Origin of the sequence: Sphingobacterium sp. BN32 (genome assembly GCF_030503615.1) — a bacterium.
Lineage (GTDB): Bacteria > Bacteroidota > Bacteroidia > Sphingobacteriales > Sphingobacteriaceae > Sphingobacterium.
In genome coordinates, this window is the sequence record NZ_CP129963.1 from 805,969 (window position 1) to 819,755 (window position 13,787).

General features: G+C 36.8%; 11 protein-coding genes, 1 tRNA gene and 1 pseudogene. 9 read left to right on the forward strand and 4 right to left on the reverse strand.

The window, feature by feature from the left end:
• Positions 1-59 precede the first annotated feature (59 nt).
• Positions 60-133: transfer RNA gene (locus QYC40_RS03415), tRNA-Pro, on the forward strand.
• Between the two features lie 182 nt (positions 134-315).
• On the opposite strand, the gene QYC40_RS03420 is transcribed toward QYC40_RS03415, so the two are convergent.
• Together QYC40_RS03420 and ere(D) are read right to left on the reverse strand one after the other, a co-directional pair.
• Complete coding sequence (locus QYC40_RS03420; protein WP_026357444.1) at positions 316-1,155, reverse strand: tyrosine-type recombinase/integrase; 840 nt, start codon at positions 1,153-1,155, stop codon at positions 316-318.
• 235 nt (positions 1,156-1,390) lie between these two features.
• The gene (ere(D), locus tag QYC40_RS03425) at positions 1,391-2,617 is read right to left on the reverse strand and encodes an EreD family erythromycin esterase (protein WP_009040233.1); all 1,227 of its coding nucleotides are present in this window, start codon (positions 2,615-2,617) and stop codon (positions 1,391-1,393) included.
• 357 nt (positions 2,618-2,974) lie between these two features.
• Here ere(D) and QYC40_RS03430 point away from each other — a divergent pair, with 357 nt between their 5' ends.
• The 4 genes and pseudogenes from QYC40_RS03430 to QYC40_RS03445 all read left to right on the forward strand — a co-directional run.
• Positions 2,975-4,141 carry a tetracycline-inactivating monooxygenase Tet(X2) gene (locus QYC40_RS03430; protein ID WP_008651082.1) on the forward strand — a complete coding sequence of 389 codons (1,167 nt, stop codon included), beginning with the start codon at positions 2,975-2,977 and terminating at the stop codon, positions 4,139-4,141.
• Between the two features lie 191 nt (positions 4,142-4,332).
• Positions 4,333-5,247, forward strand: a complete 915-nt coding sequence (gene estT / locus QYC40_RS03435; protein WP_005842214.1) for a macrolide hydrolase EstT — start codon at positions 4,333-4,335, stop codon at positions 5,245-5,247.
• The gene (floR, locus tag QYC40_RS03440) at positions 5,240-6,463 is read left to right on the forward strand and encodes a chloramphenicol/florfenicol efflux MFS transporter FloR (RefSeq protein WP_243548490.1); all 1,224 of its coding nucleotides are present in this window, start codon (positions 5,240-5,242) and stop codon (positions 6,461-6,463) included. The genes estT and floR overlap by 8 nt, the downstream gene beginning before the upstream one ends.
• Before the next feature lie 27 nt (positions 6,464-6,490).
• Positions 6,491-6,589: pseudogene (locus QYC40_RS03445) on the forward strand (LysR family transcriptional regulator); the annotation flags it as partial.
• A 234-nt stretch (positions 6,590-6,823) separates the two neighbouring features.
• On the opposite strand, the gene erm(F) (QYC40_RS03450) reads toward QYC40_RS03445, so the two are convergent.
• Entirely contained in the window at positions 6,824-7,624 is an 801-nt protein-coding gene (erm(F), locus tag QYC40_RS03450) for a 23S rRNA (adenine(2058)-N(6))-methyltransferase Erm(F) (RefSeq protein WP_182650836.1), read from the reverse strand.
• Positions 7,625-7,853: 229 nt separating this feature from the next.
• Between erm(F) (QYC40_RS03450) and QYC40_RS03455 the strand changes: the two genes are divergently transcribed.
• From QYC40_RS03455 to QYC40_RS03470, 4 genes are all read left to right on the forward strand, one after another.
• Complete coding sequence (locus tag QYC40_RS03455) at positions 7,854-8,711, forward strand: penicillin-binding transpeptidase domain-containing protein (RefSeq protein WP_077564355.1); 858 nt, start codon at positions 7,854-7,856, stop codon at positions 8,709-8,711.
• A gap of 170 nt (positions 8,712-8,881) precedes the next feature.
• Positions 8,882-9,745: an aminoglycoside 6-adenylyltransferase AadS gene (locus QYC40_RS03460; RefSeq protein ID WP_003013318.1), complete on the forward strand. Its 864-nt coding sequence runs from the start codon at positions 8,882-8,884 to the stop codon at positions 9,743-9,745.
• A 542-nt stretch (positions 9,746-10,287) separates the two neighbouring features.
• The gene (locus tag QYC40_RS03465; RefSeq protein ID WP_154138269.1) at positions 10,288-11,076 is read left to right on the forward strand and encodes an APH(3') family aminoglycoside O-phosphotransferase; all 789 of its coding nucleotides are present in this window, start codon (positions 10,288-10,290) and stop codon (positions 11,074-11,076) included.
• A gap of 340 nt (positions 11,077-11,416) precedes the next feature.
• A complete protein-coding gene (locus QYC40_RS03470; protein WP_015431540.1) occupies positions 11,417-12,388 on the forward strand; it encodes an aminoglycoside phosphotransferase family protein in 972 nt (323 codons plus the stop codon).
• A gap of 189 nt (positions 12,389-12,577) precedes the next feature.
• Here the strand turns inward: QYC40_RS03470 and erm(F) (QYC40_RS03475) are convergent, their stop codons facing one another.
• A complete protein-coding gene (gene erm(F), locus QYC40_RS03475) occupies positions 12,578-13,378 on the reverse strand; it encodes a 23S rRNA (adenine(2058)-N(6))-methyltransferase Erm(F) (protein ID WP_004295323.1) in 801 nt (266 codons plus the stop codon).
• Between the last annotated feature and the right edge of the window lie 409 nt (positions 13,379-13,787).

Consider the following 13,787-nt stretch of genomic DNA (forward strand, 5'->3'; position numbering starts at 1 on the left):
CGCTTTGCATGTAATTGTAAAGGTTGTATATTTGTGCCACAATAAAGGTGATACCTAATCGGGGTGTAGCGTAGCCCGGTATCGCGCCACATTTGGGATGTGGAGGTCGTAGGTTCGAATCCTGCCACCCCGACAAAAGCCACTGATAATCAGTGGCTTTTTCTTTTTTCGGACACATTTCGGACAAATTATATCTGAATATTGATTATTCAATAACCTAAGCAAAGTTAAGTTAAGCTAGAAGAATAACCCTTCTTAAAGAATGATTGGAACATAATGCTTGTTTCTATAGAGCGTGAAAAGTTCATCTTATTCTTATAAAAAATCAAGAGGGCTAGGAGTCTTTTGCTTGTCTATGTCAGTGATATGAGTGTAGATCATAGTCGTTTTTATATTTTCATGACCCAATAACTCTTTTACAATTCGGATATCGATACCTGATTGGATTAAATGTGTGGCATAAGAATGTCGCAATGTATGTACAGAGCCTTCCGACTGAACATTTGCTTTGATCAATGCTTTTTTCAGAATCAACTGTACACTTCGTTCGCTATACTTGCCACCCTTCTCACCTTCGAAGAGGTACTCCTTTGGCTTGAATGCTTGATAATAATGTCTCAAAGTCGCCAGCAATTTGTCTGGTAATGATACAATCCGATCTTTATTACCTTTGCTTTGATGGATTCTGATAATTCCATCGGAAGATTTTATGTCTTTGATTTTGAGATTCAACAGTTCGCTAAGACGTAGTCCACAACTATAGATTGTCATCAGAATAGCCTTGTGTTTTAGATTTTGAGTGTTATCGAGAATATTTCTTACTTCTTCTTTTGAAAAGAATTTAGGTAATTTAGAAAATGAGCGTTTCGGGTATAAGTAATCCAGTTGGATTTTTTTGTCCAATATCAGTTCGTACATCTTCTTGATTGCGCCCACTAATCCTTTTTGATAGGAAACACTAATTTTCCCATTTTGAACTTTTTCGTTTATAAACGCCTCAATATCTGACAGTGGAATTTCTTCAAGGGAGGGATATTTGCTAACATGTTTAAGAAATATACTAGCGTAATCCTTGTACGATCTAATGGTATTGCCAGCATATCTCTGCATCAGCAATCTCTTTTCGAAGGTTTCAAGTATGATTTCGCTATTCATATCAGGGAAATAATATTTTATAATATTTTGTTTCGCTATTTGTGCGGTTTTATTTTTTAAATACAAATATATCAATATCTTATGTAGAAAGAAAAGTCAAATAACGAAACACGTATATAGGGTTGGTTAAGCGAAATTTTCCGTATATTCGTTTCGTTAAAACAGATGTTATGTGAAAGAATAAAACGGCACCTCCAAAAAGAAAGTGCCGTTTCGAAATTAAATTTATAAATTCTCAATCCACTACTTCTGAAACAGTTGATTTTTCTATTAGAAAAATTCCGTCAAAAGCTTCTTCTATTTCAGTTTTTAGGCACATCGAATCAAATCGAATCTTATTACAATTTTTTAATTCCGTACTTCTGTTCATTAGTAAACAGCATTCTTTTCCTCCAAATTCTTGCATAATAAATTCAACAGAATCCGACTCTGGAAAATCAAGTGGAAATTTATCAACCCTAAAGCCAAATTGATAATCATTATCAGGATACAATGCCGCAGTTTCTCCACGTAGATTAGTTATTGCAAATGCTTTATATTTTTCTCCAAAAGTCATCGAAAGTCTTTGCCCCATTGGATAACAACTAATAAATCCATCAAAATCTACCGGAGTTTTTTGAATGTGAGCATTGTGGGCAACCAAAATAATCTTTTTACCAAGTGAATTTTTCAAAAACCAATCAATGCTTTCTGCCATATACTGGTCTTTTGCTCCCATATCTCCTTCAATTCCCCTTTCAGTAATGAAACTTTCCATAGCATCAGCATTATAATTCATATAAATCAAGCCTTTAACTTGATGAACTATCGATTGAAATTCTAAACTTTCTAATTTTGGTTGAAGAGTAATCAAACGAATGTAAACTTTTAATAGCAATGCTTTTAATTCATTATGTTCAGCTTCATCAAAAAGCGATAAATTTAACGCAAGCTGAGAAGTCGAATAGAAATCAAATTTCTCAGCAAGATTTAAAATCTTCTGTAAGACATCAGAAGAAACGATTGAAAGTCTTTGCAAATAATCAGATACAATACGAAAGTTTGGAAAATAAGAACCTCCATTTTTAGGAATATCCACACCTAAAAAGGTAATTTGATTATTATTGTCTTGATTATACCGACGAAGCCATAGCAAAGTATCTTTAAACTCATTTGGATAATAAAAGTGTGACAGTAACTTATCCAAATCGTCGAATGGAATTTGTGATTTTATCCACTTATCAACTTCTAATCCTTCAGAAAAACCAAACTCAAATGCCAAGGTGTCAAAATCACATTCAGTTACTAAAAACTCAATAACTTGATGCCTGAATGTAAAAAACTCTTTTATGAAATGTGCGTTTTCGCCTAAACCAACAATTGTAGAAGAATCAAAATATTCTCGAAATCGAAAAAGACTTTGTTTTATGGATGTATTATTTTCCGAATTAAACGGAAAAGTTAAGGGTTTTATATTTTTCATTATTACCTTATTTTAAATTAAAAATTAACGTACCAAATAGCAACCGTCTCAAAAAGACGATTTAATAATTTACTTTAATTTTTAATTACCAAGGCTTGCTGAAATACATAAAATGTGAATTATTTGAATACAAAGATACTAAAAATTCCTTCACATAACATCGCATTGGCAAAATGGCAGGTTAAGTGCTAAATTGAAAGTTTCTGCATTTTATTCCGCCGAATGTGTTCCACATTCGCTTTTTATTTGTAAGTTAGCTCTGTGGAAACACATCGGCTACGTTCTCGCTAAATTGAACTTTTTGTCCAATTTATCCGCCACTTCGCCAATGCGTTTCCCGTTATGTGCCATTTTTGAATGACAATGCGAATAGATACAGACAAACAAATGAATTTACTTAGTGATAAGAACGTTGCAATAATTGGTGGTGGACCCGTTGGACTGACTATGGCAAAATTATTACAGCAAAACGGCATAGACGTTTCAGTTTACGAAAGAGACAACGACCGAGAGGCAAGAATTTTTGGTGGAACCCTTGACCTACACAAAGGTTCAGGTCAGGAAGCAATGAAAAAAGCGGGATTGTTACAAACTTATTATGACTTAGCCTTACCAATGGGTGTAAATATTGCTGATGAAAAAGGCAATATTTTATCCACAAAAAATGTAAAGCCCGAAAATCGATTTGACAATCCTGAAATAAACAGAAATGACTTAAGGGCTATCTTGTTGAATAGTTTAGAAAACGACACGGTTATTTGGGATAGAAAACTTGTTATGCTTGAACCTGGTAAGAAGAAGTGGACACTAACTTTTGAGAATAAACCGAGTGAAACAGCAGATTTGGTTATTCTTGCCAATGGCGGGATGTCCAAGGTAAGAAAATTTGTTACCGACACGGAAGTTGAAGAAACAGGTACTTTCAATATACAAGCCGATATTCATCAACCAGAGATAAACTGTCCTGGATTTTTTCAGCTATGCAATGGAAACCGGCTAATGGCATCTCACCAAGGTAATTTATTATTTGCTAACCCCAATAATAATGGTGCATTGCATTTTGGAATAAGTTTTAAAACACCTGATGAATGGAAAAACCAAACGCAGGTAGATTTTCAAAACAGAAATAGTGTCGTTGATTTTCTTCTGAAAGAATTTTCCGATTGGGACGAACGCTACAAAGAATTGATTCATACGACGTTGTCATTTGTAGGATTGGCTACACGGATATTTCCTTTAGAAAAGCCTTGGAAAAGCAAGCGCCCATTACCCATAACAATGATTGGGGATGCCGCACATTTGATGCCGCCTTTTGCAGGGCAGGGAGTAAATAGTGGGTTGGTGGATGCCTTGATATTGTCTGATAATCTAGCCGATGGAAAATTTAATAGCATTGAAGAGGCTGTTAAAAATTATGAACAGCAAATGTTTATCTATGGCAAAGAAGCACAAGAAGAATCAACTCAAAACGAAATTGAAATGTTTAAACCCGACTTTACGTTTCAGCAATTGTTAAATGTATAAAATGGAATAAAACGGCACATAACAAACAAATTGGCAATAGAGCCGGTGAAGTACTTCTATTGAACTTTTGTGCAATGTTGAAGATTAGTAATTCTATTCAACATTTGTGCTAAAAGTCGGCTCCATCGCCAATTTGCCAAACGTTAGCGGGCATTGTGAAAGATACCAGCATAACAGTTAAACATTGATAAATGAAAAAAAAACTACTTTGGATATTAATTTTAGGACTGATAATAATCAGTTGCAAACAAAGGAAAACAGAAATGAAAGAGAAAATAATTAAAACAAACGGCATTGAACTCTGTACGGAAAGTTTTGGAAATAAGAAAAATCCAGCAATCCTTTTGGTAGCAGGTGCAACCGTATCAATGCTGTATTGGGACACTGAATTTTGCCAACAATTATCTGAAAAAGGATTTTTTGTTATTCGTTACGACAACAGAGATGTAGGAAAATCCACTAATTATGAACCAGGTTCTACTCCATACGATATTGTTGACTTAACTAATGACGCTATTTCAATATTGGATGGCTACAAGATTGACAAAGCACATTTTGTGGGGATTTCTTTGGGCGGACTAATTTCTCAAATAGCATCAATAAAGTTTGCCGACAGAGTTAACTCCTTAACTCTTATGTCATCAGGCCCTTGGGGAGACTCAGACCCAACTATACCTGAAATGGACACGAGTATTTTAGATTTCCATAGTAAAGCAGGTACAGTCAATTGGACAAATGAAGACAGTGTGGTAAACTATTTAATTCAGGGTGCAGAATTAATGAGTGGCAAGAAACAATTTGACAAACAAAGAAGTGAAAAACTGATAAGAGCTGAGTTCAATAGAGCCAACAATTATATAAGTATGTTCAATCACGCTGCATTGCAAGGTGGTGAAGAATATTGGAACAGATTAAACGAAATCAAACAACCCACCTTAATTATCCACGGAACAGACGACAAAATTTGGCATTATAAGAATGCAGGTTTTTTACAAGAAAAAATAAAAGGTTCAAATCTAATCACCCTTGAAGGTACAGGACACGAATTACACGTTGATGATTGGAAATCAATTATTGATGGAATAGAAAAACACATAAATGACTGATAAACAAAAACAACGCCCCGCGTGGGCCTATACGCTGCCGGCAGCACTGCTGCTGATGGCTCCTTTCGACATCCTCGCTTCACTGGCGATGGATATTTATCTCCCTGTCGTTCCAGCGATGCCCGGCATCCTGAACACGACGCCCGCTATGATCCAACTCACGTTGAGCCTCTATATGGTGATGCTCGGCGTGGGCCAGGTGATTTTTGGTCCGCTCTCAGACAGAATCGGGCGACGGCCAATTCTACTTGCGGGCGCAACGGCTTTCGTCATTGCGTCTCTGGGAGCAGCTTGGTCTTCAACTGCACCGGCCTTTGTCGCTTTCCGTCTACTTCAAGCAGTGGGCGCGTCGGCCATGCTGGTGGCGACGTTCGCGACGGTTCGCGACGTTTATGCCAACCGTCCTGAGGGTGTCGTCATCTACGGCCTTTTCAGTTCGATGCTGGCGTTCGTGCCTGCGCTCGGCCCTATCGCCGGAGCATTGATCGGCGAGTTCTTGGGATGGCAGGCGATATTCATTACTTTGGCTATACTGGCGATGCTCGCACTCCTAAATGCGGGTTTCAGGTGGCACGAAACCCGCCCTCTGGATCAAGTCAAGACGCGCCGATCTGTCTTGCCGATCTTCGCGAGTCCGGCTTTTTGGGTTTACACTGTCGGCTTTAGCGCCGGTATGGGCACCTTCTTCGTCTTCTTCTCGACGGCTCCCCGTGTGCTCATAGGCCAAGCGGAATATTCCGAGATCGGATTCAGCTTTGCCTTCGCCACTGTCGGGCTTGTAATGATCGTGACAACCCGTTTCGCGAAGTCCTTTGTCGCCAGATGGGGCATCGCAGGATGCGTGGCGCGTGGGATGGCGTTGCTTGTTTGCGGAGCGGTCCTGTTGGGGATCGGCGAACTTTACGGCTCGCCGTCATTCCTCACCTTCATCCTACCGATGTGGGTTGTCGCGGTCGGTATTGTCTTCACGGTGTCCGTTACCGCGAACGGCGCTTTGGCAGAGTTCGACGACATCGCGGGATCAGCGGTCGCGTTCTACTTCTGCGTTCAAAGCCTGATAGTCAGCATTGTCGGGACATTGGCGGTGGCACTTTTAAACGGTGACACAGCGTGGCCCGTGATCTGTTACGCCACGGCGATGGCGGTACTGGTTTCGTTGGGGCTGGTGCTCCTTCGGCTCCGTGGGGCTGCCACCGAGAAGTCGCCAGTCGTCTAACCGACGACTGGTAGCAGGCCCGCTCCGATGCGGCGCACTAACCATCGAAACCTCGTGAATGTCGGTATCCTGTCTGGCAGGATACCGCTCATTTCCCTTGTTCAGTTCAACATCGCATTGGCAAAATGGCGGGTTAAGTTCAAAATTCAACTTTTGTGCTTTTTATTCCGCCGAATGTGTCCCACATTCAGCTTTTTTTTAATAATTTAGCTTCTGTGGAAACACATCGGCTACGTCACTGCTAAATTGAACTTTCGGTTCAATTTATCCGCCACTTCGCCAATGCGTTTCCCGTTATGCGGCAGCTTAAAAGACGACACCAAACCAAAAAAATCATCTTGACAACCACCCGACTTTGAACTACGAAGGATGAAATTTTTCAGGGACAACTTCCAGCATTTCCAAAAAACAGTTTACCCATTGACTTGGAGACAAACAAACAATTTGAGCATTAAGGTTTAAACCGAATTTTTCCGAAATTGACCTGACCTGACTTTTCCTGAAAATCGACTTTAAAGCTGTTTTTACAGATAAATCAGGTTTCTCTAACAGACAGGAAATAAATGCTAAGTATTTGGCTTTAAACTTAAAATCAAAAAATAAGTGTTTTCTTTTAATGTTTAACAGGGCTGATTTGACAGTTGGCGGTGGCAAGAAACTTTCAGGACCTACCTCATAGACAAGTTTCAAATCAAAAAAAGTATGATAGAAAACGGTATATGGATTGTAAAGCTTCCTCGAAAATAACTTTTGTGTAGGTTCTAACTGAAGGATAATGGAACCTCCCAGAAAATTTCCAAGACTCTCAAACATCAGGATTTTGAAAATATCGGAAGTAATGCCATAAGGAATATTTGACACCACTTTGAAAGGAAATTTCGGAACTGCAAAATTCCTAAAATCACAACCGACAACTTGAACATTTCGGGCATCAGAAAATAATTTTCGTAAATGTTCAACCAAAGCTGTGTCGTTTTCAATAGCAACAACATTGTTGGCGATTTTTAATAAATGAACAGTAAAAAACCCCTTGCCTGCCCCAATATCTAAAACCGTATCCTGATTACTTATATTTGCTTGTCTTATTGCATCTTTTATTAGCACTTTATCAATAGTAAAGTGCTGACCCGTAAAACGAACGGGCAATTTCTTTTTTGTCATTACTGCAAATTTAGTAACTTTGCTTGACAAATTAACGAGAAAGAAGAGAAAATGAAAGCCGACCGCATAACATCACCTATACGCAAGCAGGGGGTTCGTGCTTCGAAAGACAGGAAAGTGGTAAATTTGAAGTTCAGTTCTTCGTAGGAAGTTCAGTGGTTAAAATCCCTGCCTGCGTATAGCTGAGAACCGTTACCTGCAAGCATAAAACAAAACCGTCAAACAAAAAATGAAATCAAGAAATCTAATCTTTTTTATTGCAATACTATCTTTTATTAACGGATGTTCGTCAAGTAAAGAAGCAGACAAAAAATCAAATAATTTACATCTAAACGATATGACTGTACGGAACGACTTCAAAGGCTACTTTGACAGTTGTGGAGTTGATGGCTCAATAGCTATTTATGACGTAGAAGGTCAAAAATGGATTGTATCAGACACGGTTGGAATAGAGATTGAAACGCTTCCAGCTTCTACATTCAAGATTATAAATTTATTGATTGCCCTTGAAACTAATACAATCAAAGATGAAAACGAAATAATTAAATGGGTCGGAAGTACAGATACAATTAAATATGGGTACAGACCTGAGATTTATCACGATATGCCAGTTAAAGAAGCTTTTGAATCATCAGCAGGTTGGGTTTTTGTTGAACTTGCAAAGAAAATTGGAAAGGATACTTACAAAAAATACCTAACTGAGAGCAAGTATGGGAACAATAATTTGTCTCAAACAGAAGCCGATTTTTGGAATTTTGGAAACTTTGGAATTTCACCTAAAAATCAGGTTGAATTTCTAAAATCTTTATATGAAGAAAAACTTCCCTTTTCTAAGCGTAATACTGACATCGTGAAAAATGTAATGATTACAGAGCAAACAGACGACTATACTATAAGAGCTAAGACAGGTTGGACAAGAGAAAACAATACCAATACAGGATGGTGGACAGGGTATGTTGAAGCCAAAAAGGGGACTTATATTTTTGCAACAAGAATTCTTCAAAATAGAAAAATGAATAGGTCAGATTTCGGTAATTGCAGAAAAGAAATCACCAAAAAAGTATTTAAAGACTTGAATATAATTTAAAAGAATGCCAGCAGGTAACAGCACCTACCCAAAAGTGGCGGTTCAGTGGTTAAATCAAGCTTTCTGCATCTATCAAAGTTTGTGCTTGGTTGACAGTGAACCGCTTCGAAATCGCCACCTTCGGGTAGCTGCAAAACGTTGTACGACATAGTAAAACCGAACCAAACAAAATGAAAGTCAGAGAAGAAAAGTTAAGAACAATTATAGAATGGTCGGAGAAAAACGAAGATGTAAGAGTTCTTCTTCTGACAAGTTCACTTGTAAATCCTTTAGCACTTGTTGACGAATTTAGTGATTTAGACATTGAATTTGTTTTTGAGGATAATACAAATTACATTTCAGACAAAAGCTGGACGCTTAAATTCGGAAATCCAATTGCTATGATTGAAGAAGACGAAAGTTGTTTTAACCATAAACACGCAATGAAAATGCTACTTTATGAAGACGGTGTGAAAGTAGATTTTAAACTTTACAGCAAATCAAAATTTATAAAGGAAACGCAAGAGAAAGAATTACCAGAAGATTGGGATATTGGTTATAAAATTTTAATTGATAAAGATGGTATTACAAAGCAAATGCTGAAACCAACTTATCAAATTTCCATTATCAAAAAACCGTCTGAAAAAGAGTTTCAAAATCTAATAAACGATTTTTGGTGGGACACAACTTACGTGGCAAAGTGTCTTGTGAGAGATGAAATATTCTATGCGAAATTTATGTCGGAAACCGTTATTCGCACAGAATATCTAATTCCTTTAATTGAATGGCACATTGCAAGTGAACACAATTGGAACATAACGACCAATAAATATGGACGACTTTTCAAAAAGTATCTTAACCAGGAAATGTGGGCTAAAACAGAACAAACATTTTCAGGGAGCGATATAAAGGAAAATTGGACTGCTCTATTTTCAATGACTGATTTAGTTTCAGAAATAGGAACTGAATTGTCAAAAAAATTAGAGTACAAATACCCGGATAAATTAGAAAATGACATACGAAAATATTTAGCTGGACTAAAACCCAAAACATAACTACGTCGTACAACATCGTATTGGCAATAGGCGGGCTGAACGGCTTCGTATCAACGGAAGTGCAAAATTCAACTTCTGTTCTTCGATTAAAGTTCAGTGCTAAAAATCCCGCCCATCGCCAATACGCGGCACGTTATGTGGTCTTTGATTATTTTTCCTTTAAAAGGACTTTCGAAGTAATTTTTCATTATTTAACATATTTAATTTACAATAAGAGACAATAAGGAAACGAAGAATAATACTAAACTATTCTCTTCCTATACGTTGCGTAAAGTAAATTTGCTAATCTGATAATTTCATCTGACAAAGATACTAAAAAACTACACATAACATCGCATTGGCAAAATGGCGGGTTAAGTTCAAAATTCAACTTTTGTGCTTTTTATTCCGCCGAATGTGTCCCACATTCAGCTTTTTTTTAATAATTTAGCTTCTGTGGAAACACATCGGCTACGTCACTGCTAAATTGAACTTTCGGTTCAATTTATCCGCCACTTCGCCAATGCGTTTCCCGTTGGTGGCAAGGCTAAAAGACACAGCAAATGGACATCAGTAAAGACGTAAAAAATCAACTTGACAAATATTTTGGAAATTATACTACCACACAAATTTCAGGTGGTTCAACAAATGCTGAATTGTTCAGGGTTACGACAGATGAATCAAAGAGTTTTATTCTCAAAAAACAAATTTATAGTAACCATAATGTAAACCTCAAATACGATTATCAAAATTATTTATGGCTTGACGGAAAAATTCCAGTTCCTAAGATTATTTTTTATGAACAATTAAGCGACTTTGAATTGTTATGTATGACGGAACTGCAAGGAAAAACTCTTGAATATTATTTTGATAAAATAGAAACTGAAGAAATTATTAAGCAATATGCAATATCATTGAAAAAACTTCATTCTTTGAAAATTGACAATACTGCGTTGGTTCAACACCTTGACTTGAAAATTTCAAAAGCAAGATTTAATTTAGATAGTGGGTTAATTGATTTTACAGACTTACAACCCGAAAATCAAACTTACAGCCCCGAAGAACTATTTGTGAAATTATTAAGCATAAAGCCATCAGACTATGAATTAGTGTTTACACACGGAGATTACTGTTTTGACAACTTAATTTTTGACAATCATAACTTAAGTGGTTTTATAGACATTGGCAATGGAGGTATAACAGATAAATATCAAGATATTGCACTTGCTGTTAGAAACATACGAGATAATTTTAGACCAGAAATGGTTGACATATTTTACAAGGTATATGGACTTGATAAGCCAAACAAAAATAAAATAGAGTTTTATATATTATTAGACGAGTTCTTTTGAAAGAAGCCCAGCCACCAACATCGTATTGGCAATAGTGGGGCTGATAGTTATAAATTCAACATTTGTGCTTCTATCGGGCATTAGTGCAAATGTTGGGCTGACGTTTTTCAAATGCCCCACCATCGCCAATACGTAACCGTTGTTAGCAATCCGCTGCGCTCCTTGCTAACAATGGCTCGGCGACTTACGTCGCTTGCCGTAAGCCGCCGCTTCGCGGACTGCTTACAACAAGCGACTTGGCTAAATAGCTCCGCTTTTGTATCTTCGATACAGCTTCGCTACTTCGCCAATTCGCCGAGCCATTACCTGCAAGCTGAAACCAAAAATCCGACAAAATAAAATGGTTGAAACATTGATAAAAACATTGCAACAAAAATATCTTATCAAAACAAACACAATTTCTAAACAAAAAGGTGGTTGGGCTTCTTTGGCTTATAAAATAGAAGATGAAAACGAGCATTTTTATTTTTTAAAAGTTTATGAAAAAAGTCGAAAATCAACTTCTTATTTAACGGAACACATCGACCTTTATCTTCCCATTGTGGATTGGCTTGATAATCAAACTCTGCTGAAAGGAAAAATCATTCGATTGATTAAAACGCAATCTGATGATTTTAGGTGCGAAGATGAAAATTATATATATGTTTTGTTTGATTACATTAAAGGAGAAACAGTTGGAGAAAAAAATTTAACCAAAGAACAAATAACTCAATTAGCCGAAATTGTCAGTCAGTTACATCATTTAAAAAAAACTCCTTTTGACCTTTCGCAGATTTCTGAAACATTTGACCTTTCGTTTATTTCTAAACTAAACAATTGGATAGACAAAAACCTTGACCAACTAAAAACGGAAATCAAAACGGTACTGCAACCTAATCTTTCAATTATAAAAAATCAAATCAACGAATGGTATAATTTATCAAATGCTTTAAAGGAAAAAGATTTAAAATATTGTTTATGTCATACAGATATTCATCATTGGAATCTTATCACAGACAAACAAAAATTATATCTTTTGGATTGGGAAGGAATAAAGTTTGCACCACCCGAAGCCGATATTTTCAGCATTTATCAGCAACCTTATTTTGATTTGTTTATCAAAAGATATTATGAACTCAATCCTGATTATCAAATCAATGAAACGGTTTTACAATATTATCTGACAAGTAGAAAACTTCAAGATATTTTTGAGTTTATCGAACAATTACAATTTGACGAACTCAATTCGGAAGAATACAAAATCAACTTAAACTATCTGAAAAAAGAAGTTGATAACATAATATCCAAACCTAAAAACACAGCCAGCAGGTAACAAGGGTTTTGCAAGAGCGGGGCGAAAATACTCCGTTGGAGATTTTCGCTATATTTGTAGCTTAGTGCTTCGGTCGAGATTTTCTGCTGAAAATCCCCGCCCTCGCAAAGCCCCAAACCGTTGTTATGCGGCAGCTTAAAAGACGACACCAAACCAGAAAAATCATCTTGACAACCACCCGACTTTGAACTACGAAGGATGAAATTTTTCAGGGACAACTTCCAGCATTTCCAAAAAACAGTTTACCCATTGACTTGGAGACAAACAAACAATTTGAGCATTAAGGTTTAAACCGAATTTTTCCGAAATTGACCTGACCTGACTTTTCCTGAAAATCGACTTTAAAGCTGTTTTTACAGATAAATCAGGTTTCTCTAACAGACAGGAAATAAATGCTAAGTATTTGGCTTTAAACTTAAAATCAAAAAATAACTGTTTTCTTTTAATGTTTAACAGGGCTGATTTGACAGTTGGCGGTGGAAAGAAACTTTCAGGACCTACCTCATAGACAAGTTTCAAATCAAAAAAAGTATGATAGAAAACGGTATATGGATTGTAAAGCTTCCTCGAAAATAACTTTTGTGTAGGTTCTAACTGAAGGACAATGGAACCTCCCAGAAAATTTCCAAGACTCTCAAACATCAGGATTTTGAAAATATCGGAAGTAATGCCATAAGGAATATTTGACACCACTTTGAAAGGAAATTTCGGAACTGCAAAATTCCTAAAATCACAACCGACAACTTGAACATTTCGGGCATCAGAAAATAATTTTCGTAAATGTTCAACCAAAGCTGTGTCGTTTTCAATAGCAACAACATTGTTGGCGATTTTTAATAAATGAACAGTAAGAAACCCCTTGCCTGCCCCAATATCTAAAACCGTATCCTGATTACTTATATTTGCTTGTCTTATTGCATCTTTTATTAGCACTTTATCAATAGTAAAGTGCTGACCCGTAAAACGAACGGGCAATTTCTTTTTTGTCATTAGTAACTTACAGGTGAATACTTGAATTCAAATCGTGGAGAAGTGAATAGACAGTATTACCCGACAGAGCAACTATGACAACGTAACGCCTTTACAAAAAAGTCGGTACACGAAACCCATAGACTAATTGTCTTGACCTAAAAGAGATTGGAATTTTCAGGACTGCCTATCACTTAGATAGAAGTCCAAGGTCTGCTGAAATACATAATTCAAAAATTGAAATTGCTTGACTGCAAATTTAGTAACTTTGCTTGACAAATTAACGAGAAAGAAGAGAAAATGAAAACCGACCGCATAACATCACCTATACGCAAGCAGGGGTTTCGTGCTTCGTAGGACAGTTAAGTGGTAAATTTAAAGTTCAGTTCTTCGTAGGAAGTTCAGTGGTTAAAATCCCTGCCTGCGTATA

Excerpts from the sequence above, each read along its gene's own strand:
- QYC40_RS03460 (WP_003013318.1), top strand. The coding sequence starts at position 8,882 with ATGAAAGTCAGAGAAGAAAAGTTAAGAACAATTATAGAATGGTCGGAG.
- QYC40_RS03465 (WP_154138269.1), top strand. The coding sequence starts at position 10,288 with ATGGACATCAGTAAAGACGTAAAAAATCAACTTGACAAATATTTTGGA.
- estT (WP_005842214.1), top strand. The coding sequence starts at position 4,333 with ATGAAAAAAAAACTACTTTGGATATTAATTTTAGGACTGATAATAATC.
- QYC40_RS03420 (WP_026357444.1), bottom strand. The coding sequence starts at position 1,155 with ATGAATAGCGAAATCATACTTGAAACCTTCGAAAAGAGATTGCTGATG.
- QYC40_RS03430 (WP_008651082.1), top strand. The coding sequence starts at position 2,975 with ATGACAATGCGAATAGATACAGACAAACAAATGAATTTACTTAGTGAT.
- QYC40_RS03470 (WP_015431540.1), top strand. The coding sequence starts at position 11,417 with ATGGTTGAAACATTGATAAAAACATTGCAACAAAAATATCTTATCAAA.
- QYC40_RS03455 (WP_077564355.1), top strand. The coding sequence starts at position 7,854 with ATGAAATCAAGAAATCTAATCTTTTTTATTGCAATACTATCTTTTATT.
- floR (WP_243548490.1), top strand. The coding sequence starts at position 5,240 with ATGACTGATAAACAAAAACAACGCCCCGCGTGGGCCTATACGCTGCCG.